The 22,360-nt window shown below is 41.1% G+C and carries 20 protein-coding genes; 14 read left to right on the top strand and 6 right to left on the bottom strand.

Annotated elements, in window-relative coordinates:
• Positions 1 to 58 precede the first annotated feature (58 nt).
• The gene (locus AB8M93_RS02695; protein WP_373056214.1) at positions 59 to 1,492 is read right to left on the bottom strand and encodes an L-serine ammonia-lyase; all 1,434 of its coding nucleotides are present in this window, start codon (positions 1,490 to 1,492) and stop codon (positions 59 to 61) included.
• 491 nt (positions 1,493 to 1,983) lie between these two features.
• Between AB8M93_RS02695 and dnaK the strand changes: the two genes are divergently transcribed.
• From dnaK to AB8M93_RS02720, 5 genes are all read left to right on the top strand, one after another.
• Positions 1,984 to 3,915 (top strand): molecular chaperone DnaK, encoded by a 1,932-nt coding sequence (gene dnaK, locus AB8M93_RS02700; protein WP_373056089.1) that lies wholly within the window; start codon positions 1,984 to 1,986, stop codon positions 3,913 to 3,915.
• 134 nt (positions 3,916 to 4,049) lie between these two features.
• Positions 4,050 to 4,703: a hypothetical protein gene (locus AB8M93_RS02705; protein ID WP_373056090.1), complete on the top strand. Its 654-nt coding sequence runs from the start codon at positions 4,050 to 4,052 to the stop codon at positions 4,701 to 4,703.
• A gap of 38 nt (positions 4,704 to 4,741) precedes the next feature.
• On the top strand, positions 4,742 to 5,131 hold the full coding sequence (locus tag AB8M93_RS02710; RefSeq protein ID WP_373056091.1) for a hypothetical protein: 390 nt from the start codon (positions 4,742 to 4,744) through the stop codon (positions 5,129 to 5,131).
• A gap of 152 nt (positions 5,132 to 5,283) precedes the next feature.
• Positions 5,284 to 6,864 (top strand): PhoX family protein, encoded by a 1,581-nt coding sequence (locus tag AB8M93_RS02715; protein ID WP_373056092.1) that lies wholly within the window; start codon positions 5,284 to 5,286, stop codon positions 6,862 to 6,864.
• An 80-nt stretch (positions 6,865 to 6,944) separates the two neighbouring features.
• Entirely contained in the window at positions 6,945 to 8,777 is a 1,833-nt protein-coding gene (locus tag AB8M93_RS02720; RefSeq protein ID WP_373056093.1) for a cytochrome-c peroxidase, read from the top strand.
• A 54-nt stretch (positions 8,778 to 8,831) separates the two neighbouring features.
• Here the strand turns inward: AB8M93_RS02720 and AB8M93_RS02725 are convergent, their stop codons facing one another.
• From AB8M93_RS02725 to AB8M93_RS02735, 3 genes are all read right to left on the bottom strand, one after another.
• Positions 8,832 to 10,034 (bottom strand): porin, encoded by a 1,203-nt coding sequence (locus AB8M93_RS02725; RefSeq protein ID WP_373056094.1) that lies wholly within the window; start codon positions 10,032 to 10,034, stop codon positions 8,832 to 8,834.
• Between the two features lie 306 nt (positions 10,035 to 10,340).
• Positions 10,341 to 11,609, bottom strand: coding sequence for an NRAMP family divalent metal transporter (locus tag AB8M93_RS02730; RefSeq protein ID WP_373056095.1), 1,269 nt, complete (start codon positions 11,607 to 11,609; stop codon positions 10,341 to 10,343).
• An 88-nt stretch (positions 11,610 to 11,697) separates the two neighbouring features.
• Positions 11,698 to 12,333: an alpha/beta hydrolase gene (locus AB8M93_RS02735; protein ID WP_373056096.1), complete on the bottom strand. Its 636-nt coding sequence runs from the start codon at positions 12,331 to 12,333 to the stop codon at positions 11,698 to 11,700.
• A 46-nt stretch (positions 12,334 to 12,379) separates the two neighbouring features.
• Here AB8M93_RS02735 and AB8M93_RS02740 point away from each other — a divergent pair, with 46 nt between their 5' ends.
• The 4 genes from AB8M93_RS02740 to AB8M93_RS02755 all read left to right on the top strand — a co-directional run bounded on the left by AB8M93_RS02740 (position 12,380) and on the right by AB8M93_RS02755 (position 16,775).
• Positions 12,380 to 12,808, top strand: coding sequence for a PaaI family thioesterase (locus tag AB8M93_RS02740; protein ID WP_373056097.1), 429 nt, complete (start codon positions 12,380 to 12,382; stop codon positions 12,806 to 12,808).
• Positions 12,801 to 13,964: a chorismate-binding protein gene (locus AB8M93_RS02745; protein WP_373056098.1), complete on the top strand. Its 1,164-nt coding sequence runs from the start codon at positions 12,801 to 12,803 to the stop codon at positions 13,962 to 13,964. Before AB8M93_RS02740 ends, AB8M93_RS02745 begins: the two co-directional genes overlap by 8 nt.
• A gap of 175 nt (positions 13,965 to 14,139) precedes the next feature.
• A complete protein-coding gene (gene menD, locus AB8M93_RS02750) occupies positions 14,140 to 15,870 on the top strand; it encodes a 2-succinyl-5-enolpyruvyl-6-hydroxy-3-cyclohexene-1-carboxylic-acid synthase (protein WP_373056099.1) in 1,731 nt (576 codons plus the stop codon).
• A 65-nt stretch (positions 15,871 to 15,935) separates the two neighbouring features.
• Positions 15,936 to 16,775: a CvfB family protein gene (locus AB8M93_RS02755; protein WP_373056100.1), complete on the top strand. Its 840-nt coding sequence runs from the start codon at positions 15,936 to 15,938 to the stop codon at positions 16,773 to 16,775.
• Here the strand turns inward: AB8M93_RS02755 and AB8M93_RS02760 are convergent.
• The gene (locus tag AB8M93_RS02760) at positions 16,772 to 17,227 is read right to left on the bottom strand and encodes a hypothetical protein (RefSeq protein ID WP_373056101.1); all 456 of its coding nucleotides are present in this window, start codon (positions 17,225 to 17,227) and stop codon (positions 16,772 to 16,774) included. The two genes, AB8M93_RS02755 and AB8M93_RS02760, sit on opposite strands and share 4 nt — an antisense overlap.
• Positions 17,228 to 17,371: 144 nt before the next feature.
• Here AB8M93_RS02760 and AB8M93_RS02765 point away from each other — a divergent pair, with 144 nt between their 5' ends.
• From AB8M93_RS02765 to AB8M93_RS02780, 4 genes are all read left to right on the top strand, one after another.
• A complete protein-coding gene (locus AB8M93_RS02765) occupies positions 17,372 to 17,773 on the top strand; it encodes a DUF2059 domain-containing protein (protein ID WP_373056102.1) in 402 nt (133 codons plus the stop codon).
• A gap of 100 nt (positions 17,774 to 17,873) precedes the next feature.
• Positions 17,874 to 18,713: a 1,4-dihydroxy-2-naphthoyl-CoA synthase gene (locus tag AB8M93_RS02770; RefSeq protein WP_373056103.1), complete on the top strand. Its 840-nt coding sequence runs from the start codon at positions 17,874 to 17,876 to the stop codon at positions 18,711 to 18,713.
• Entirely contained in the window at positions 18,701 to 19,243 is a 543-nt protein-coding gene (locus AB8M93_RS02775; RefSeq protein ID WP_373056104.1) for a PH domain-containing protein, read from the top strand. The genes AB8M93_RS02770 and AB8M93_RS02775 overlap by 13 nt, the downstream gene beginning before the upstream one ends.
• Before the next feature lie 70 nt (positions 19,244 to 19,313).
• Entirely contained in the window at positions 19,314 to 20,726 is a 1,413-nt protein-coding gene (locus AB8M93_RS02780; protein WP_373056105.1) for a PH domain-containing protein, read from the top strand.
• 1 nt (position 20,727) lies between these two features.
• Here AB8M93_RS02780 and AB8M93_RS02785 read toward each other — a convergent pair whose 3' ends face one another.
• Positions 20,728 to 21,612, bottom strand: coding sequence for an alpha/beta fold hydrolase (locus tag AB8M93_RS02785; RefSeq protein ID WP_373056106.1), 885 nt, complete (start codon positions 21,610 to 21,612; stop codon positions 20,728 to 20,730).
• Positions 21,613 to 21,754: 142 nt separating this feature from the next.
• Between AB8M93_RS02785 and AB8M93_RS02790 the strand changes: the two genes are divergently transcribed.
• Positions 21,755 to 22,309, top strand: a complete 555-nt coding sequence (locus tag AB8M93_RS02790) for a hypothetical protein (protein WP_373056107.1) — start codon at positions 21,755 to 21,757, stop codon at positions 22,307 to 22,309.
• The last annotated feature ends 51 nt before the right edge of the window (positions 22,310 to 22,360 follow it).

Genomic DNA, 22,360 nt, shown 5'->3' on the forward strand with positions numbered 1-22,360 from the left:
TTTCTTAATTTATCTGCTGAAGTTTCCAGGGCCAGTAATTTAGGGTATTGTTTCAGGTTTAACAGTCACTCAGATTCACTTTTACAGCCAATCCACCTTCTGAAGTTTCCTTGTACTTGGAATTCATATCTTTAGCGGTATCCCACATGGTTGCAATTACCTTGTCTAATGGAACTTTTGCTTTGGTGGCATCGCTTTCTAGGGCAATTTCAGCGGCATTTATGGCTTTAATCGCGCCCATGGCATTTCTCTCTATACAGGGCACTTGCACGAGCCCGGCGATAGGATCACAGGTGAGGCCAAGATGATGTTCCATGGCGATTTCGCTGGCCATTAAAACCTGTTCCGGCGTGCCTCCTAAAAGTTCACAAAGCCCGCCCGCAGCCATAGCGGAAGAAACACCAATTTCAGCCTGGCAGCCACCCATAGCGGCAGAAATGGTTGCGCCTTTTTTAAATAAGCTTCCAATTTCCCCGGCCACCAGCATAAATCGCTTTAAATCTTCAAAAGTGGCATCATGATTTTCAATTACTATATAATACATCATCACTGCCGGAACCGTTCCTGCACTGCCGTTGGTAGGAGCGGTAACCACTCTACCCAGCGAGGCATTCACTTCGTTCACGCTCAGCGCAAAACAACTTACCCATTTGAGGATCTGGCGAAATTTTACTTCAGTATTTCTAATGGCAGTTACCCATTCTTCAGGAGAATTGTATTTGCTGTCGCCCATTAGCCGCTGGTGCATTTCAAAAGCACGGCGTTTTACATTTAGGCCACCGGGAAGTGTGCCTTCGGTATGGCAGCCAATGTACATGGATTCCAGCATCACGTCCCATATTTGTCTTAATCCTGTATTAATTTCTTCCGGAGACCTGAGGGATTTTTCATTCTCCAGAACGAGTTCTGAAATCTTTTTGTTTTCAGCATGGCAGTAGGCAAGGAGCTCTGTTCCTTTTTCTATAGGAAATGGAAACTGGTCAAATTCGGCCTTCTTCTTTTTGGCATTTTTGCGCTCTTTTTTTACTACAAATCCGCCGCCTATGGAATAAAATGAAGAGGAGATTTTTTTGCCGTTTTTCAGCGTGGCCCTGAAGGTCATTCCGTTAGGATGAAATTCCAGGAATTTCCGGTTAAATTTTACATCTTCTTTTATGCTGAAAGGAATTTCCCTTTCGCCATTAAGCGGAAGAATATTACTGTTCCTTATATTTTCAATTTCCTGATCAATAATGCTGATGTCCATAGTGACAGGATCATGCCCGCAGAGGCCCAGAACCGTTGCGATGTCTGTGGCATGGCCTTTACCGGTTAAAGAAAGGGAACCATACAAATCTATTTGAAGATGTTCCACATCATTAAACTGGCTTTTTTCCTTCAACTCCTTTATCCAGCGCTGAGCAGCTCTCCATGGCCCCAGCGTATGGGAACTGGAAGGGCCAACGCCAACTTTAAGCATATCAAATACGCTAATACATTCCATATTATGCAGTGTGGTTTAAGCGCAAAGGTAGAGATTAGGTTACAGATTGTAAAACAATAAAATGGTATAGCCAGAATTGTTTTTGGTATATTTATAGGTTGTTTATTTTTGTTATGGTGAATTTAAATGTTGAATTGATCCTGAGCCTTCTGCAGGGGACACCCTGAACTCCGAACTAGAAAAACCTCCCGGCCTGGTTTTTATTTTGAATGCTGAATTTTGAATTGGTTATTATATAACTTGTCCATTGTCCATTTTTCATTCTTTCCTCTTTTCCTCATTAACTTTTTTCCTCTTCATTTTTTGCATTAGGGATAGGAGCGGCATCCCGCGAAATTTTTTTCGCGGATACAGCGGATAGCCCGGCCCCGCAATGAAATGGAGGGGAATGCCATAAAAACTGCAATTATGACAACCTGTCAGAAATTTTTCGCTGGCACAGAGATTGACTTTAACACCCCGAGAAATTGAAACAATAACAAAAATCAACGTATAAAGTTATGAGTAAAATAATTGGAATTGACTTAGGTACTACCAACTCCTGCGTTGCCGTAATGGAAGGTAACGAGCCTACGGTTATACCTAATGCCGAAGGAAAAAGAACCACGCCTTCTGTGATTGCCTTCGTGGAAGGTGGCGAAATAAAAGTAGGAGACCCTGCAAAACGCCAGGCGGTAACCAACCCACAAAAAACAATATCGTCTATTAAACGTTTTATGGGGAATAAATATTCTGAATCTTCCAGAGAGGCAGATCGTGTTCCTTACAGCGTGGTAAAAGGAGATAATGATACTCCGCGTGTAGAAATAGATGGAAGAAAATATACTCCGCAGGAACTTTCTGCAATGGTGCTTCAGAAAATGAAGAAAACCGCAGAAGATTATCTTGGACAGGATGTAACCGAGGCGGTAATTACCGTTCCGGCATATTTTAACGATTCCCAGCGCCAGGCTACAAAAGAAGCCGGTGAAATTGCAGGATTAAAAGTTAGCCGAATCATTAATGAACCAACCGCGGCTGCACTTGCTTATGGGCTGGATAAAAAATCCCAGGACCAAAAGATTGCTGTATATGACCTTGGTGGGGGTACCTTTGATATCTCTATCCTTGAACTGGGAGATGGAGTTTTTGAAGTGCTTTCCACAAATGGTGATACTCACCTTGGTGGTGACGATTTTGATGAGGTAATTATCGATTATCTAGCCGATACTTTCCAGAAAGCGGAAGATATCGATTTAAGGAAAGACCCAATGGCACTTCAGCGTTTAAAAGAAGCTGCTGAAAAGGCGAAAATCGAGCTGTCTTCTTCTTCTCAAACCGAAATTAATTTACCTTATGTAACGGCAACTTCAAGCGGGCCAAAACACCTGGTTGAAACTTTAACAAGATCTAAATTTGAGCAACTTGCCGATACTTTGGTGAAACGTTCTATGGATCCGGTGCAGAAAGCACTTAGCGATGCCGGTCTTTCAAAAAGTGATATCGATGAGGTAATTTTAGTTGGTGGTTCTACCCGTATTCCTAAAATTCAGGAAGAGGTAGAGGCTTTCTTCGGAAAGAAACCTTCTAAAGGAGTTAACCCGGATGAGGTTGTGGCAATTGGTGCTGCTATCCAGGGGGGTGTACTAACAGGAGATGTAAAAGATGTATTGCTTCTTGATGTTACTCCGCTTTCTCTAGGTATTGAAACTATGGGAGGAGTTAACACAAAACTGATCGAAGCGAACACTACCATTCCAACCAAGAAATCCCAGACCTTCTCTACCGCGGCAGATAATCAGCCTTCTGTAGAAATTCACGTGTTGCAGGGTGAGCGTCCAATGGCGGCAGATAATAAAACAATTGGTAGGTTCCACTTAGACGGAATTCCACCAGCGCCAAGAGGAACTCCTCAAATTGAAGTGACTTTTGATATTGATGCCAATGGGATTATTAAAGTAAGCGCTACAGATAAGGCTACAGGTAAATCTCAGGATATCCGTATCGAGGCTTCCTCAGGATTAACCGAAGAGGAAATCGAGAAAATGAAGAAAGAGGCTGAAGCGAATGCCGAAACCGATAAAAAAGCCAAGGAGAAAGTTGATAAGCTTAATGAAGCTGATGCGATGATCTTCCAGACTGAAAAGCAGCTGAAAGAGTTTGGTGATAAGATTTCTGCCGATAAGAAAAAGCCGGTGGAAGATGCACTAGCCGATCTTAAGAAAGCCTATGAAACCAAGGAGCTTGAGCAAATCACCCCTGCTTTGGATAAATTGAATGAAGCCTGGAAAACAGCTTCTGAAGAAATGTACAAAGCACAGGCCGAAGCCCAGGGTGGACAGGCCGGAGGACCACAACAAGGTGCTACCGGAGCCCAGGGAGGACAAGCCGGAGGTGGTGAAGCCAAAGGTGGAGACGATGTTGAAGACGTAGACTTTGAAGAAGTGAAGTAAGCACTTCAACCTTCTTTCCTTTCTAAAATGGGAGGAATAATTTAAAAGCGCGATCATTAATTTGGTCGTGCTTTTTTGTTTTTTATACGCAACCATTCCGGGAATTTAGTATCTAATAGGTAAACACCCACAGTATGAAAAGAATTTTTATGATTTTTTGTCTCTCGATTTTTGTTTATTCCTGTTCATCAGATGATGATGATATGGCGAATGCAATTACTGTTGATTTTTCAGAATTTAAAGAATTCGAGGAAGAAGATGTTCAGCCTTACCCTCGTAATATAGAATATCCCTCAGATGTTAGCTTTGTGGGATTTGCTACCAGGGCTGAAAATGGTAATTTATATTTTGAGGAAATTTTTGGAGATTGTGATATGCCTGAACCAGAAGATTGTTTCGATATTGATGCTCTGGATCCGCGAACAGGATTTCAGGCCTGTAAAGGATTATATGGATACGATTGCCATGATTTTCTAATTGCAGTGCGTAGTGGAGAAGTTGAGGTGATAAATAATATTTCAGAATTTAGAGATTTAACGGGAGGAGAGATTGATACTCTGCCAGAAGTTTTATTCGTCCTAAGAGCAGATAGTTTTCGGGTAGAAACAAATAATATAGAGACCGGGGCATATAAAGAAGTGAATGATGGATTTGAAATCATTGCCACAAAACTAATATCGGACTGTGCTCCTATTGTAGCAAATAGATATCATCTTAAAGTCCTGCATTCAGGAGAAATTAAAGTTTTAGCAGAAGAGGAGTATTTTCGCAGTGAATATTGTATCTAATAAAATAAAATTTTTTACACCCGATAAGCCCAACAATAATGAAAAAAATCAATGTTCTTATTTTAATAATCTCTATTATCATGGTTTCCTGTAGTAATGATGATCAGGAGACAGCTGCTGATGTACAAGTTAAAACACAAAATGCCTGTACCGCAGAAAACCCCTTAACATTAGATTGGATGCAGGATTTAATTGGAGAACTAAATTGCGGCGAATATGCCTGTAAAATAGCTATTTTGAAAAGTGAATATAATAGCGAAACAGTTTTTTACATTCAAATGACAGATCCTGTCTGTTTTGGATTTGATGAAATAGACTTGTACAACTGTATTGGAGAAAAAGTAAAAGAATTTAATCTTGAAGAAAGCAGGGAATTTGTAAATAATCCGGCTCATGAGCCAGAGGAAATATTTAGCTGTAACGGATAGCCTTATTTGTACTTACTCTAAAAACTAATATTTAGATAACCTTGATAACCTCAAGTTGAAAATTAATTAAACTAAGGACTAATTAGCCTTAACTGTATTTGGCTTTTTCGCAGGTAGATTTGTTGAAAACTAACATCAATAAATTTAATTACATGAAAACCATGCGAAAATTTACATTTAGAATTTTTCTTCTTTCAGCGGTATTCTGTTTTTTTACTTCATGTGAAGTAGAGGACGGAGCTGATGGAATAGACGGTGAACAGGGAGAACAAGGTCCGCAAGGGCCAGAGGGGCCGCAGGGGCCACAAGGTGAGGCCGGGGAAGACGGAGAAGATTTTACTCCGGAACCAACAATGTTTGCCAATAAATCTGCACTGGAACCACTGGTGCTTATCAATCCTTCTTTCGGTCAGGTTAAGGCATACTCTCTTTTAAGTACTACAGATGATATTGATGGATTTCATCTTGCAGGATCTGCCGATGGTGCAGGTTTGCTTCAGGATCCCGATAGCGACGGGTATATCTACGTGGTGAATAACGAAGATCATTACGCCGTATCCAGGGTTTTTTTAGATAAAAACCTTATTCCTTATAAAGGAGACTATCTCCTCAATTCCGGGGTTGCAGATTATGCGAGGCAGTGTTCCGGGACTATGTGGGAGGCAGCCATACATGGAGGCTCTAAAGATATGTTTCTTTCAGCTTCTGAAAGTATTCATTATGATGTTAAAGGTATAGATCCTTATGTGGCTACTCCAACTCCTACGGCCGATTTTGGCCTTGATGCACTTGGGGAATTTTCATGGGAAAATGCGGTACCGCTTCCACAGGGGGCATTTAGCGGAAAAACTGTAATTATTGGAGGGGATGATGATTCCAGTGGTTCTGAAGGCCAGGTGAGCATGTACCTTTCTGAAAATGGGGATGCAGATCTTGAAGGAGGTGAAATATTAGTGCTTCGTTTTAAAGAAATTTCAGATGGCGCAGGTGGAACAATGCCCGTAGGTGATGGTATGACTTACAATGAAGGTGATCTTGATTTTCAAACCGAATACGAAGTGGAATTTGTAGAAATTCCAAATGGTGCTTCCCTTACTAATTCTGAAATGGAAAATGCCTGCCTGAATGTAAACGCTTCCCAATTTATGAGAGTGGAAGATGTAGATTATGGGAAAGGTTCTGATGCGGCTGGAAGAAATGTTTATTTTAATGTAACCGGTCGTGGTCCCGGAGCAGGAACTTATAATGACTGGGGAACAGTTTACAGGCTGGTTTTAGATGAAAATGACCCAACCCAGGGAAAACTTACCCAAATCATCAGCGGGAATACAGATACCAACAATATGGATGGTAATCTTTCTGTACTACAGAGCCCGGATAATATCTGTGTGACTGAAAACTTTGTGTACTTTCAGGAAGATCCCAACTCCTTTAGCAGGGGCCATAATTCCTATATCTACCAGAGTGATTTAGAGGGTAATAATATTAGTGTTGTGCTACGGCTTATTGTAGACCAGACTTTAGCTGAAGATCCCGGAACACAATTTTCAGGGGAGTTTGGTTCTTTAATCGATGTTTCTGATAAAGTTGGTGTAGATGGAACTTTCCTTCTTGCCTTACAGCCACACTATTGGCAGGATCCTTTCTTCCAGGGCATCGACGGGCATTATAATTCAGATCATGAAGATAACCAGGGATCCCAAATTGTTCTTTTACAGGGGCTTCCAAGATAATTTCTGAATTATTAAAATTTATCTAAAGGCTTCCGCATAGACGGAAGCCTGCTTTTTTCCTGAATCAACTAAGTTCTCTTATGCGTTTATCAAAACTCCTGGCATTACTTGCTGTCATTATTCTTTGTTCCTGTGATCAGTCAACTTCAGATGAATATGTTATCAACTGGGAAGGCACCAGGCAATATTACCTGAAACATCTTAAAAAAGCTAAGGAAGGCCTCAGGCAATTGGAGTCCAAAGATCCGGAAGACACTGGCAATAAAGCTTTATTTGCTGAAATTAGGAATAATTTTAAAATTGCTGAGCCCTATGCCTCTTATTTAAATCCTGAAGTTGGGCACCGTGCCAATGGTCCGGCCCTGCCGGTTTTTCGGGAAGATAATGGCAAAGTGCTCGCGCCAATCGGCCTTCAGAAAATAGAAGAAAGCATCTATGAAGGCGGTGTTGAAAAAGAACAATTTCAGCAGGAAATTAAATATACCATCGGCTTGCTGGATGTACTTCAGGAGAATATCGAAAAAAGGGAATTAACGGCACAGCGTTTTTTCGTCGCCGTTCAGCAGCAATTAATGAGGCTGATTAGTTTTTCCATGTCTAATTTTGACACTCCCGTAAGCGCACAGGGGGTCAAAGATGCTGCACTTAGCCCTAAAAGTTTAAAAGCTGTATATGAAAAGACATTGCAGACTGATATTCAGAAGAAAAAACCTGGGTTGGATGAGCAGTTTTTAAAAAGTATGGATTCTGCCATAAAACAGGCCAGTGATTATTCCGGTAAAAATGAAGATTTTGACCGGTACACTTATATACGTGATTATCTAAACCCCGTATGCCGCAACTGGAAGCAAGTAAGGGATGCCAGTGGGTATTGGGAAGGTTCAGAAGATTACCCTTTTAATTTTGATGCCCCTACTTTTTTTGAACCTGATTCTTTTAACCTGGGTTACTTCACCCCATCGGTTAATAAGAATCCCACACAGGAACAGGTAGATTTAGGTAAAAAATTATTTTTTGACCCTAATCTTTCTGAAGGCGGAAAGGTGTCATGCGCATCCTGCCATATTCCGGCAAAAGCATATCAGGATGGATTGCAGACGGCAATGGACAATACGGGCAGGCCGCTGGAAAGAAATACTCCAACGCTTATAAATTCTGCTTATCAGCAAAGTTTCTTCTGGGATGGCCGTTCCCAGGACCTGCTTAGCCAGATTAACCAGGTTTTTACCAACAACAGGGAATTTAACAGCGAGGTGCATATATTTTCTAACAAAATCCTGCAAGACAGCAGTTATATCGAGCTTTTTAAGCAGACTTTCGGAAGGGTGCCGAGATCGAACAAAGAACTGGTAAAGGCTATTTCTTCCTATGTTTCTACTTTTAAAGGTTTCGATTCAAAGTTCGACAGGAATATCCGCGGAGAAGAAAATACCTTTACTGCTGAAGAAAAACACGGCTTTAATCTTTTTATGGGAAAGGCCCTTTGTGCCACCTGCCATTTTATGCCAATTACCAACGGCACTGTGCCGCCATTCTTTTCAGAAACAGAAAAAGAGGTGATTGGTGGTCCTGAAACTGCAGATAATGAACAATGGGATGATGATCCCGGGTTTTATATAATTTATAAAGAGCCCATCCATTGGGGAATGTTTAAAACGCCAACGGTGAGAAATTCGGCATTAACGGCGCCTTATATGCATAATGGTATTTATGAAAGCCTGGAACAGGTGGTGGATTTTTATAACAAAGGAGGTGGGGCAGGCCTGGGATTTGATATCCCTCATCAAACTTTGCCATTTGATGAACTAAATTTTACCGCGGAAGAAGAAAAGGCATTGGTAGCTTATTTAAAAACACTTTCTGATAACGAAGTTTTCAGCGAAAAAGATGATGCTTTGCTGGTGAAGAATTAACACCGGTTATATTTTCAATAAATGCGAAGCGCGGTCTGCTACAGATTGCGCTTTTTAAAAGTGAATATCCACCTGCAGCCTGTACATTAATCCATCTTCAGCATCTTGCTGAAAATCATTAAAACTCAGGTCTGTTTGTACTTTCAGTTTATGGCCAACAATATATTTTGAAAGTCCGAGGGTATATTGCTTTTCAATGCCCTGGTTAAAATACCTGTTTTCCAGGTTGATACCTGTATATCGGCCAACTACTTCATAATTATTCTTGAAAACATAGCCTGCCTGTACGTTAAAACCATCGCCCACCTGCACAATTTCTCCTGTTGGCGTGCCGTCAGAATTAACGGCTACGGGATCATCGGCTGTGCGCCTGGCAGCTTCAGCAAGAATATTCAACCCACGGTACTTAAACATCAAATCCAGGAACCAGGTATTGATATTGGTATGGTACAATCCGGTGTCATTCAAAATATAAGCTCCGGCAACCGATCTGGTTCTTACCGCGTCTTCATTATGGCTAAAGCTGGCTCCTACAGAGAGTTTTGGATTTTTTTCCCGATGGAGATCGGCCCCGGAATAGTCGTTGAAATTGCCAAAAGGAAGAATTTCAGCTCTTGCCGCATAATGGTAACCGCCAAAATTACCTGTGGTAACATTTCGCCCTTCTCCCTGGGAGACTGAAATTGCTTCCTTAAAAAGCACATTTTCGCCAAGGTAGAAAAAGTGGTGCAGCTGTATTCCCGTTTCCCTGTCTATATTAAAGCGGCTGTTTACCAGAGACCGGTCTACCGTTTGCATATTGGCTGAAGAAATAAGCCTCTCCCGGTTACCGGGTAATTTTGCCTGGCCCACCCACAGCTCAAAATTTCTATAAAAATTCCAGAAGAGCACCGCGTCCAGGATATACCTGGGAGCATTTCCTGTATATTCTGAAGCTCCGGATATATCGTTGTTGGATAGACCCAGTTCAATTTTATATTTAAGCTTTGGAGAGTAAGCAAATCCTGAAAATTTTAATCGCGCCCTCCTGATGAGAATATTGGAATTGCCGTTTTTAAGGCTGTAATCTTCGGGAAAATCCCATTCTGAAGTATAGAGAGACTGGAAACGTGCCGCAAATTTAAGGCTATAGGAACTATCCCGTGCAGTGATGTTTATAAGGCCATTGCCAAAGCTATTATTTACAATCTCCTGTGCATAAATACAAGTTGAGGCCAACAGCCAAATAGCCGGTAGCAGCTTCCATTTAAATTTCATTACCTCTTAGTTTTTGTCGCTGCAAAGAACCAATGGCTATGTTAAGTTAATGTTACTCAGATGTTATGCTTAGATGAAGTTGAAAAAAAAAGCCGCCCCGAAGGACGGCTCATTCATAAATCAAGTCGACAAAAACTAATGATTATGAAACTGCTCAAAGAGCACAGCAAAATTGAATTTTTCCTGTAAATGTTATATGAAATTAAAATTAAGAAATGGTTACTTCTTGTAGTGAAGCGGTCTTTAAATCTTTAACCGGACACTACTGATTTAATATGAAAAAAGATGCTTTATCTCCGGCTGCTTCTACAACAGGAAAGTATAGTATAGATAGATAATATTGAAGATCACCAGGCATAAAAGACATAGCAAACTAAAGATCCTGTAATTTTTTCCCGGTTGAAATTTTAAAGGCATTTGTTCTCCTGTAACCAGTTGATAATTAAACCAGGCCAGGAAGGGAGCGGAGAGAAAAGATAAGCCTGCCGCGAAATCCACCAGGATCGTAAAGGACCCGGAAAGGAAATACAGTATGGAAAGCGAAAGCGCCGGAATGATAAAAATGGAATATTTGTAAATACGCCATTTGTTTTTTACCTCTTCGGTTCTATCCCTTTCAGGATGTTTTAATTCTGAAATTACCCGTGGGTAAGCATCGGTTACGGTAAGTACGGTACTTAACATGGTGATAAAAGCAGCAACAGCAATTAAGGGTTTGCTCCAGTTGCCAAGGGTCCTTCCGTAGAGATCTACCAGCTGGGCAGAAAATTCGATACTGTTATTTGAAAAGGAAGTGCCGCTGCCAAACATAACCAGCACTCCAAGGAGGAAAAACAGAAGTCCGATAAAGGCTGCCGATAAATATCCTACATTAAAATCTATAAAAGCCCCTTTAATGGAAACCTGCTGTTTTGTTTGCAGTGATTTCTCCCGGGTCCAGATGCTGTGCCATACAGAAGCATCTAAAGGAATAGGCATCCAGCCCATAAAAGCAATCATAAAACCAATGCTGGCGGTGGTCCATAATGAAGGTGGCCGGGTTTCCAGCGCACGGCCTACAGTTCCTGCCCCAAAAGCCATAATTACGGCAGCAAGAGTGGCAACAGCTAAGAAAGTGACAATTATTTTCATGCTTTTGTCCAGGCCGGGATATTTTCCAATTAGAAGAAGGGCAATACAGGAGCCAAGGATAATAAAACTCCAGATAAACGGAGACCAGCCAAATTTAAACAAGCGTTCTGCCAGTCCTGCCGTGACTATGGTAACGGCGGCCTGTATAATAAACATGCTTCCCAGGGTGATCACGATGTAGGCCCAGTAAGGAAATTTCCCCATTCTTTTATAGCCGGAAATAAGGTGCCTCCCCGTACCTGCGGCAAAGCGCGGGCCAAACTCCAAAAATGGATATTTTGAGATGCACGCCAGCAATAAAACCCAAAAAAGTATAAAGCCATAATCTGCGCCAGCCCGGGTTGCCTGTACCAGATGGGAAACTCCAATTGCGGCTCCGGCCAAAAGAAACCCGGGGCCTATTGTTTTAAGAATAGATGTTTTAGAAGAGTGGTTTTGTTTCATAGAATTTTCTCATTATTCAACTCTCTACAAGCGATGCGAATCATATATCAAAAATTGCACTGATCGTTAAGAAAACTAATAGCTCAAATTAAGCAAATTTCGAGATCAATTCTGTATTCACTTCATGGCCGCTATCAAATGAAAGAATTTCCAATTTCTGCGGAAAAAGTTTATAAAGCCGTTTCTCTTCCACTTCAATAATTCCTTTTTTCAGGTATTTGTCTTCTGTTCCATAAATAAAGCTGAAACTGGTATTTTTCAGAAAGAGGAAATCTTCCGCTTTTAATTCCTGCGGAACTTTTCCTGAATGCATAATCAACCTGTCGCATTTAATTTTTCTGCGTGCAACCCATCTTGTTGCTACCGAAACTCCCTGGGAATACCCCAAAATGTTCAAATTTTGGACATTGCTTAAATTTTCGGCTTTATAAACTTCATCTAAGTAATTCAGAACATTCTCAATTTCAGCTTCGGTATTTTCCCGGGTTAGCCAGGAGGCACCCACATGTTTATATTCGTTGTTGAGATAATATTTTGATTGCGCCTGTGGAGCGATGATGTAATTTTCTTCAGGATTCAAATGAGTAAAATGCCTTAGGAAATAGCGGCTTAAATATCCGATACCGTGGCAAACCAGCCATACGTTTTTAGTTTTGGAAGTAAAACTGTTCAGGACGCTGTACGTATTGGTAGCGCGGTAAGAAAGCTGCTTTTCGGTACTCATACTTCTGATGTGGTTTCGTATTTTTACAAAGAAACCAAATATTGCTATGACCAAAGAAGAAATTCTGGAGCTTTCCAGGAAAGTGTGCAAAAATACCCTGATGGAGACTCTTGATATCGAATTTACCGAAGTTGGGAAAGATTATCTTGTCGCCAAAATGCCGGTAACCTCAAAAGTGCACCAGCCAGACGGGGTGTTACATGGAGGGGCAAGTGTGGCCCTGGCAGAAAGCGTTGGCAGCATGGCGAGTTATGTATTTCTGAATACGGATGAATTTTTTATCCGCGGAATTGAAATTTCTGCCAATCACCTTAAAAGCGTTTCTGAAGGTTATGTTTTTGCGAGGGCGGAATTTATCCATAAAGGACGTACCACCCAGCTCTGGAACATCAGGATTACCGACGAGGAAGAAAACCTGATATCTTTGGTGAAACTTACCACCATAGCACTACCAAAAAAGAAGCAGCATGATTAAGGATGAATTTTTTACGGTCCTGGAGCAGCAGCTGGATAAGGGATTTCCATTTGTAGCGTATCGCAAGTCTGGGGAAAATGGAGAAAAAGAGCGAACAAAGGCTTTGCTGCAAAGGGAGGCTAAAACCCACTGTGTAAAAGATTTTACGGAGAGCGGATTTGTTTTTGCTCCCTTTGAAGACCAGGAAAAAACTTTAATAATTCCGGCTGAGGTTTCTGATGAAATTTCAACGGAATATTTTTTTGAAGAAGAGCATAAAAATGTGAAGATGGAAGCACCGCCTTTTCCGCCAAATCAGTTGCGAAAACTGGCACGGGTAGAGCATGAGAACCTGGTGCAGAAAGCCCTTGATGCCATTAAGGTTGGAGAAGTTAGGAAAGTGGTGATTTCGAGGTCTGAGAAGGTGGAAACGCAGTTAAAGGTGGTTGAAATTTTTAAGAATATCCTTAAAAAATACGATGCGGCTTTTGTGTATTTATGGTTTCATCCCGAAACCGGGATCTGGCTGGGAGCCACGCCCGAAACTTTGGTTTCCGTAGAAAGGAACAGGTTTAAAACCATGGCCCTGGCGGGAACACAGGCTTTCCATAACACGGTAGAGGTGCAGTGGGGAGAAAAGGAGATAGAGGAACAGCAAATCGTGGCCGATTATATTGTGGGGAACCTAAAGAATTCTGAACTTATTGCCACCGAAAAACTTCAGGTATCCCAGGCTCATACCGCCAGGGCCGGGAACCTGCTTCATCTTCGCACAGATATTGAAGGGACCCTGCAGGCTGGCGCTTCAGCATTAAAACAGCTTATTGGCACATTACATCCTACTCCTGCCGTTTGCGGGCTTCCAAAGGATGTGGCCAGGGATTTCATCATAAAAAATGAAGGTTATAACCGCGAATTTTATTCCGGATTCCTGGGAGAGCTGAACATGAAAAAGGAAACCAAGCGTAACAGCAACCGCAGGAACCAGGAAAACCAGGCCTATGCAAGTATTTCGAGGAGTACCTCCCTTTTTGTCAATTTACGATGTATGAAGATTGAAGATGGAAAGGCCAGGCTTTTTATTGGCGGGGGTATAACCAAAGATTCCAATCCTTCCCTCGAGTGGGAGGAAACCGTAAATAAGTCGCATACTATGAAATCTGTTTTGGTGAAATAAGCTGTAAAAGCATATTCTTCCTTTCATAGAATTTGTAATTTTGAAATTCCGAAACTAAACCTCACAGGTTTCAAAAACCTGTGAGGTTTCTCGGCGAATCGGCCATCCCAGATTTTTAATATCAAAACAGAATTTGATTTATTTGAGGTGAGGTCATCTAAAAATTTACCTGTTTGTGAAATATTCAAAAATACCAGTAGCCCGTTCTATAGTAAGCCTTTGCGTGGCGAAAAATATTAACCATGTGGTAATTTCTCCCGGCTCCAGAAATGCGCCGCTTACCATAGGTTTTACCCACCATCCCCAGATTAAGGCCTACAGCATTGTCGACGAGCGGTGTGCGGCATTTTACGCTTTGGGAATGGCGCAGCAATTACAAAAACCGGTGGCTTTGGTGTGTACTTCGGGCTCGGCTTTGCTTAATTATTATCCTGCGATTGCCGAAGCATTTTACAGCGATATCCCGCTGGTGGTGATTTCGGCAGACCGGCCGGTGGAGCGTATCGATATTGGCGACGGGCAAACCATCAGGCAAAAAAACGTGTTCCAGAACCATATCCTTTACTCTGCAAATTTATATTCTGAAATCGTACTGGAGTCTGAAGCGACCGATAAAAAACTTCAGCAAAAGCAATTCGAATCCCAGCGCCACAATGAACGGGAAGTAAATCTCGCCCTTAACAAAGCCATAGAGGAGAAGGGGCCGGTGCATATAAACGTTCCTTTTTATGAACCGCTTTACGATCTTGTTGAAAACGTAGAGGTGAATCCGCTGCAGATTCTGCCGGAAGTTAAGGAAAGAACATATAGCGAAAAACAGTTGCACGCCTATGCCGGATTATGGAACAAGGCGAAGCGAAAAATGGTTATTGTTGGGGTGGCGCAGCCCAATGCCGTAGAACAGGAGTTTCTGGAAAAGCTGGCACAGGATGAGTCGGTTATTGTTTTTACAGAAACCACTTCAAATCTAAATCATCCTGAATTTTTCACAAGAATTGACACTATTATCGGGCCTATTGAAAAGGATGAAGACCGGGAAGCGCTTTTCCGGAAACTTCAGCCGGAGATCCTGCTTACTTTTGGCGGCATGATTGTTTCCAAAAAAATCAAGGCTTTTCTGCGCAATTACAATCCGCAGCAGCACTGGCATGTAGATCCTAAAAAAGCGTACAATACGTTCTTCTGCCTGAATAAACATTTTGAAGTTCCGGTAAATTCTTTTTTCAGCAATTTTTTTCCGTTAACAGTAAAGGGGGAGAGCGATTATGCCGCTTTTTGGAAGGCTGTTAAACAGAAGCGGCAGTCCCGGCATGAAGAATATATGGATGAGATTCCGTATTCAGATCTTAAAGCCATGCAGTTTATTGTTCCCAAAGTACCGGAAAATTATATCCTTCATTTGGGAAACAGCTCTACCATTAGGTATGCGCAATTGTTTAAATGGAAGGAAAGCCTGCGGATATTTTGTAACCGCGGCACCAGCGGGATAGATGGCAGTATTTCCACGGCTGTGGGCGCGGCCAGCGTGCACAAAGAACCAACCCTGATGATTGCCGGGGATTTGAGCTTTTTTTACGACAGCAATGCGTTGTGGAACAATTATATACCTTCAAATTTCAGGATTATTGTGCTGAATAATGGCGGCGGCGGAATTTTCAGGATCCTGCCGGGCAATAAGAACACCGAAAATTTTGATACTTATTTTGAGACCACTCATCACCTGAAAGCAAAATCTTTGTGCGAAATGTACAGTTTTGAATATGGGCAGGCATCTTCTTCCGAAGAAACAGAAGCAGCGATGGAGCAGTTTTTTGAGCTTTCAGAAAAACCAAAATTGCTGGAAATATTTACCCCGCGAAAAGTAAATGATGAGGTGCTGCTGGAATATTTCAATTTTATGCGATAAGTTGTGGAATTTTTCTTTTTCCTTCAGCTGTAAAATATAACTACCTTTGCCATTAAATTGAAGTTATGCTTAGAATTGGCGAATATCATGTTTTAACGATAGACAGGGAAACCGATCCCGGTCTCTTTTTACGGGATGAAGAAGGAAATGAAGTTTTGCTTCCTAATAAATACATTCCTGAAGAGTACGAGTTGGAGGGGCAAATAGAAGTCTTTGTTTATCTAGACCACGAGGAGCGGCCGGTGGCCACTACTTTAAATCCGTTAATTAAGCTTGATGAATTCGCTTTTTTGAAATGTGTAGAGGTTACTGACTTTGGTGCTTTTTTGGACTGGGGACTGGAAAAACATCTTTTTGTGCCATTTAAAGAGCAGGTCTATCCTATGAAAACCGGAGACCGATATTTGGTGTTTTGTTACCTGGACCTTGAAACCGACCGGTTAGTAGCTTCCAGTAAGGTGCATGCCTTTCTTGATAATTCTGAATTGACCGTGGAGCCCTTTGAGGAGGTAGACCTTATCATTAGCAACAAAACCGATCTTGGCTATAATGTAATTGTTAATGAACTGCATTTGGGCCTTATTTATAATGACGATATTTTTCAAAAGCTGAATATTGGCGACAGGATGAAAGGTTTTATAAAGAAAACCAGGCCAGATGGGAAAATTGATGTTACCCTGCAACGTCCCGGTTATAGAAGTATTGAACCCAATGCCCAGACAATCTTGGAAGAATTAAAGCGCAATAACGGTTATTTGAGGTTAACAGATAAATCCAGTCCTGTAGAAATTCAGCGTTTACTGGAAATGAGTAAAAAGAGTTTTAAGCGGGCCGCAGGCAATTTATACAAACAACGGCTGATCGATATTAGGGAAGACGGGATCTACCTTCAGCAGAATGCTTAAAAATAAATCCTGCGGTAATCGGAATAATGCCGGTTGTTGGGGTTACCATACCTGAGGTAGTTTTGGTTTCCAAAACCACGGGAATAGGGATAATAATAGTTTCTGGAAAAATCATCCCTGGCATAATCTGTATCACCGCTTACTTCAATGGTTTTTTTCTTTTTCTCCGGGAACCTGAAATCTATCTCCACAGTGGGCTCTCTTTCATTCTTCTTCTGTGCCAAAATAGCCTTTAAATCCACCGTTCTTCTTTCATAAGGATCTTTATTCATAAATTCCCCGCTGGGAAGGTTAAATTGTTTTTCCTGTACCCAGGCAAAACCAACTTCCATAAGCGCTGAAGAAACATTCCTGTTAGAAATCTCAAAATCTTCGCGATCCCAATATTCCTGGGCTTCAAGATTAAAAATTCCTGCAAGGAAAAAGAAAAATATAAGCAAGCGGGATTTCATAATTCAGTTTTTTGAATAACTATCAAAAAAGATGCTAGAACGAAGTAAAGATAAAATTTTGTAACAATAAATAAGAACACACCACTTATAAGATGATTAGAATTTTATATTCGTTTAAATATTCAACCTTTAAAAACAAAAAAAATGAAAAAAATAATTCTTGTTGCAGTGTTACTTTTAACCAGCATGTATGGTTTCTCGCAGGAAAGCAGTATACAGGAAAAAGCGGTTAAATTAATTAAAATGACTTCCGGGCAACAATTTGAAATAATGACTGAACCGGTGGTAAAAATGATCCCGGAAGAAAATCGCGAAGCTTTTAAAAAAGAGCTTTTAACCAGTATGGAAGATCTCTACGCCCAAATTGCCGAAGTGTATGTAGAAAACTTTAGTGAAGCCGAATTGGATGAAATACTTGCTTTTTACCATACTCCTGTAGGTGAGAAAATGGTGGCAATTACTCCTGAACTTACCAAAAAAGGAATGGAAATAGGGCAGCAGTGGGGAATGCAATTGCAGCCCATGATTGCTAAATATTCAAAATAAAGTAAAAACCAAAATTTAAGCCTGCACAATATCTGCAGGCTTTTTTGTTTGTTTTTTCTGAAATAGAGAGAAAGCTTTATTTTTACTTAAAAATATAAGAATGGCCAAAATTGAATGGAAAACCGCGAAGGAATACGAAGATATAACCTACAAAAAATCAAATGGGGTGGCACGCATTGCCTTTAACAGGCCAAATGTAAGAAACGCCTTCAGGCCCAAAACCACGAGCGAGCTTTATGATGCTTTCTATGATGCGCAGGAAGACACTTCTATAGGGGTTGTTCTTTTATCTGCAGAAGGCCCTTCCACTAAAGACGGTGTGTATTCCTTTTGCAGCGGCGGAGATCAAAAAGCCCGTGGGCACCAGGGGTATGTGGGTGAAGATGGCATGCACCGTTTAAATATTCTGGAAGTTCAGCGGCTTATTAGGTTTATGCCCAAAGCGGTAATTGCTGTTGTTCCCGGCTGGGCAGTGGGTGGCGGCCACAGCCTGCACGTGGTTTGTGATTTAACTCTTGCAAGTAAAGAACATGCTATTTTTAAACAAACCGATGCCGATGTCACCAGTTTTGACGGGGGTTACGGTTCGGCTTATCTTGCCAAGATGGTAGGGCAGAAGAAGGCGCGGGAAATATTCTTTCTTGGAAGAAATTACTCCGCCCAGGAAGCCTTTGAAATGGGAATGGTGAACAAGGTAGTGCCACATGAAGAGCTGGAAGACACTGCTTACGAGTGGGCACAGGAAATTCTTGCCAAATCCCCAACTTCCATAAAAATGCTGAAATTTGCCATGAACCTTACCGATGATGGCATGGTGGGGCAGCAGGTATTTGCAGGTGAGGCAACCCGGTTGGCTTATATGACCGATGAAGCCAAGGAAGGACGAAATGCTTTTCTGGAGAAAAGAAAACCGAATTTTGAGAAAAAATGGATTCCATAAACCAGGGAGAGTCCTTTAAAAATGAAATTATCGCACTGGATTCTTTACCGGGATTCCAGGAAGTTCCTTATAATCCCGTTTCGGGGGAGCTGCTCAGCAAACATTTAATTCAGCTTAGCAGCTGGTTGCTGGCCGTTGCTGCTTTTTGTATTTTTCTTTTTTACAACCAGCAGGAAGACTGGCTAACCGCGGGTATTGCCCTTGTTGCTTTTGTAATCTTTTGTTTTCTATATTTTAATGTATGGAAAATGCAGAAAGTCTATGGCTACTGCCTTCGTGAAAAGGATATTATTTACAGGCGCGGTTATATTATCACTAAAACAACGGTAATATCTTTTAACCGAATCCAGCATGTTTCCATTTCACGGGGGATTTTAGATAAGCTTTTTAAAATCGCCACCCTCAAAATATTTACGGCTGGCGGTAGTGGCAGCGATATTTCCATTCCCGGACTTAAGCCTGAACTTGCCCGTAATCTTAAGGAAGCTCTTGTCCGGAAAATTTCAGAAGATGACGGCGGAAGAGTTTAGTACCCCTCGGCGACAGTCTCTAGCAGGGGTATTGTTGATTTTCTCTGGGACACTTTATAAACTATTCCGCATGTTTTGGGCGCTGCTGTTTTATTTGCTAATAAAACAGCCCTCAGAGATTCCACTTCTTTATGTAAACATTAGCTTTGCAGTTATTTTGCTGGGGGTGGTTCTTTACAGCTATTTTAGTTACCGAAACTTTCAGTTTCATATAGATTACTCCAAAGAAGAATTTATTCTCAGGAAGGGAGTGTTTTCTTCAGATTATCTTGCCGTCCCTTTTGATAAAATTCAGCAGGTGAATTTTGAAAGAGGAATTTTACAAAGAATAATAGGTGTTTATTCCCTTGTGATAGATACGGCAGGAAGTGCCGCTAAAGAAGTTAAAATAAAAGCTATTAACAGGGAAGAGGCAGAAGCCCTTTCAGAAATCCTCATCAGCAGAAAAAAAGAGCACGTAAAACCTGATAGTGAAATTGAGCAGGAGGCGGAAGAAAAAAGTAGCTGGGAATACCGCCTGAGCTTAAGCACTTTGTTGAAGATTGGTTTGAGTTCTAACTTTTTCAGGGGATTTGGGCTTATCCTGGCTTTCTTTTCTACTATTTTTAATGAGCTGAATAACCTTTTTAACGAAGAAAAAGAAATGCTTCTGCAAGCAGCGGGAAAAGTAGCGGTGCCCACAGGTTCTGCGTTTATTTATGGAATTTTATTTCTGGTTCTCCTTTTTTTAAGCATTTTAATTACTGTTGCTGAAGTTTTTATTAAATATTACAATCTAAACCTGAAGCAAACTAAGGACCGGCTGTTACTGGAAATGGGACTTAGAACCAATACCAGGGTGGGACTACAGCCGAGAAGGGTGCAAATATTGAGTATTACCACGAATCCCATTCAGCAAAAACTGGACTTATGGGAAGCCCGTATCACTTTGGCCAGCAGCAGAAGCAAAAAAGGAAAAAACAAAGTAAATATTCCCGGTTTAACAGGAGAAGCGGCTTCCAGAGTAAAGGAATTTTTGTACCATAGGAGGGAGGAGATTACCCTTGCAAGTTACCGGCCGCATACTGTAGATTTATTCCGAAGGATTAATATAAGCCTTATCCCCGTTGGGTTGAGCCTTGTTTTTCCGTTAGCCATGGCAGAAGTGAATTTTGCGGAATGGGCTGTGTTTAGTTCTATTTATTTAGTGATAATTACCAGCTACAACTATTTGATGCACAAATCCCTGAGGCTGGAATTTTCTGAAGATTTTTTTGTTAAATCCTATGGTGTTTGGGATAAAACCGTCCAGACTTCAGAATTATATAAGCTTCAGGCGGTAAGCGTTAAAAGTCCTTTTTGGTATAAAAGGAGGGGGCTTGTAAATTTAATTTTTCATACCGCAGGTGGAGATATTTCTTTCAGGGCTGTTGATGAAGAGGTGCTGAAATTGATGAATTACAGTCTTTACAAAGTGGAAACTTCTAATCTTGCATGGATGTAAGTTAATAAGCTTTTTTAGCAAGCGCATCTATTTGAGCAGCGATTTCTTCCCAAACTTCTTCCTGGAGTAAATGCCTGGAGGAAAGCAGCGTTATAGTTTCTAAATTCGCGTACTCTTTTATTTCTTTTCCATAGCGCTCATAGGTTAAGCCGGGATCATCTTTCCCCCAGATTGCCTGAATGGGATAGGGCGTATTTTGTACCGCCTGCAGGCATAAGTTTTGGAATTCTTTAGAGCTGGCAAAATTGCGCATGATCTTTAGAAAAGCCTTTCCGTTATCTTCCCGTTTAAGCAAATCTACATAAGCTTTAATTTCATTCTCCGGAATTCCGGAAGCAGTAGAAACTGCCAGTGTAGAAAACATGAGCGGCCAGGTTTTGCGGGTAAGCATTTTTAATTCGGCTTGGCCAAGAATTTTCTTTTCGAAAGGGCGCATAGGCAGAGGTTTTTTAAAATTTACCACGTCCACCCAGGTATTAAGGATGCTAAGGGAAAGCACTTTTTCCATATTTTTTGCTGCCATCGCAAAACCTACGGGGCCGCCAATATCATGTACTACAAGATGAAATTTGGTAATTTGGAGTTCCTGTACTGCTTTGGAAAGAAAAGCTGCAAAGCTTTCAAAATTGTATTCAAAATTTTCAGGCCGGGCAGAAAGTCCCAGGCCAGGCAGGTCTATGGAAACCGCCCGATAATTTTTTTCAGCAAGGGATTTAAGGACTTTTCGGTATAAAAAAGAAGAAGTGGGAACACCATGAACACAAACTACCGCTTCGCCTTTACCAAAATCCAAAGCAAAGGTGCGTATTCCTTCAACTTCAAAATATTTGCCGGACAGCTCGTGCTCCTTAACAACTTCTTCTACAGTTTTCTGATCCTTAGCCATTACTTTTATTTTTAACTATTTGATAAAGGGGATGTTGTATTTGCTGTTAAAGATACTTTGTACAACTTTCCACGCAACCATCTTCTTAAAGCTACATCTTATAAAAACAAATAATCCTCACATATTAATTAATATTAATAATATGAAAAAAATTACCCTTTTTTCGGGCATCCTGGCCTGCATTTTTCTTTTTGCATGTTCCGAGCCTGATGTCCAGGCAACGAATATCTCTGGCGAAAGCGGGATTACCTACAAAAATAGTAAAAGTTCATGGCAGGGATTAAAGACAGCTAAGGGAGAAAATTACCGGTACAGGATTGAGTTTACTTCGTGGACAGGCTATAGCCAGGAAACCGAAATAACTGTTATAAAAGGAGAAATTGAGAAAAGGGAATTTCACGCCTTCCAACAGAATTTTACAGATGAGCAGTTGGTATATGAAGAGCTGGAAAGTTATGTGGAAACGGGGGAAGAACTGGGTACCCATGAAAAAGGAGCGGCTTTGCGGACTATAGATGAACTCTATGAAACCTGTATTTCTGAACTTTTAGTAGTGAATCAGTCTTCAAATACACTTTATTTTGATACGGATGAAAATGGCATTATCTCGGAATGCGGATATGTTCCTAAGGGATGTGTGGATGATTGCTTTGCAGGTTTTAAATTAAAGAAATTCAACTGGATAACGTCCTTATAATGCAAAAGCCCTGAATTGCTGTTTCAGGGCTTTTTTTTATTTTAAATATAT

The organism is Autumnicola aciditolerans, from assembly GCF_041679265.1.
GTDB lineage: Bacteria > Bacteroidota > Bacteroidia > Flavobacteriales > Flavobacteriaceae > Autumnicola.

What these genes read in the sequence shown, in the direction of transcription:
- AB8M93_RS02705 (WP_373056090.1), top strand. Translation starts at nt 4,050, where the DNA reads ATGAAAAGAATTTTTATGATTTTTTGTCTCTCGATTTTTGTTTATTCC.
- AB8M93_RS02710 (WP_373056091.1), top strand. Translation starts at nt 4,742, where the DNA reads ATGAAAAAAATCAATGTTCTTATTTTAATAATCTCTATTATCATGGTT.
- AB8M93_RS02745 (WP_373056098.1), top strand. Translation starts at nt 12,801, where the DNA reads ATGATTAAGGATGAATTTTTTACGGTCCTGGAGCAGCAGCTGGATAAG.
- dnaK (WP_373056089.1), top strand. Translation starts at nt 1,984, where the DNA reads ATGAGTAAAATAATTGGAATTGACTTAGGTACTACCAACTCCTGCGTT.
- AB8M93_RS02770 (WP_373056103.1), top strand. Translation starts at nt 17,874, where the DNA reads ATGGCCAAAATTGAATGGAAAACCGCGAAGGAATACGAAGATATAACC.
- AB8M93_RS02775 (WP_373056104.1), top strand. Translation starts at nt 18,701, where the DNA reads ATGGATTCCATAAACCAGGGAGAGTCCTTTAAAAATGAAATTATCGCA.
- AB8M93_RS02735 (WP_373056096.1), bottom strand. Translation starts at nt 12,333, where the DNA reads ATGAGTACCGAAAAGCAGCTTTCTTACCGCGCTACCAATACGTACAGC.
- AB8M93_RS02780 (WP_373056105.1), top strand. Translation starts at nt 19,314, where the DNA reads ATGTTTTGGGCGCTGCTGTTTTATTTGCTAATAAAACAGCCCTCAGAG.
- AB8M93_RS02730 (WP_373056095.1), bottom strand. Translation starts at nt 11,609, where the DNA reads ATGAAACAAAACCACTCTTCTAAAACATCTATTCTTAAAACAATAGGC.
- AB8M93_RS02765 (WP_373056102.1), top strand. Translation starts at nt 17,372, where the DNA reads ATGAAAAAAATAATTCTTGTTGCAGTGTTACTTTTAACCAGCATGTAT.
- AB8M93_RS02715 (WP_373056092.1), top strand. Translation starts at nt 5,284, where the DNA reads ATGAAAACCATGCGAAAATTTACATTTAGAATTTTTCTTCTTTCAGCG.
- AB8M93_RS02760 (WP_373056101.1), bottom strand. Translation starts at nt 17,227, where the DNA reads ATGAAATCCCGCTTGCTTATATTTTTCTTTTTCCTTGCAGGAATTTTT.
- AB8M93_RS02725 (WP_373056094.1), bottom strand. Translation starts at nt 10,034, where the DNA reads ATGAAATTTAAATGGAAGCTGCTACCGGCTATTTGGCTGTTGGCCTCA.
- AB8M93_RS02720 (WP_373056093.1), top strand. Translation starts at nt 6,945, where the DNA reads ATGCGTTTATCAAAACTCCTGGCATTACTTGCTGTCATTATTCTTTGT.
- AB8M93_RS02785 (WP_373056106.1), bottom strand. Translation starts at nt 21,612, where the DNA reads ATGGCTAAGGATCAGAAAACTGTAGAAGAAGTTGTTAAGGAGCACGAG.
- AB8M93_RS02790 (WP_373056107.1), top strand. Translation starts at nt 21,755, where the DNA reads ATGAAAAAAATTACCCTTTTTTCGGGCATCCTGGCCTGCATTTTTCTT.
- AB8M93_RS02755 (WP_373056100.1), top strand. Translation starts at nt 15,936, where the DNA reads ATGCTTAGAATTGGCGAATATCATGTTTTAACGATAGACAGGGAAACC.
- AB8M93_RS02740 (WP_373056097.1), top strand. Translation starts at nt 12,380, where the DNA reads ATGACCAAAGAAGAAATTCTGGAGCTTTCCAGGAAAGTGTGCAAAAAT.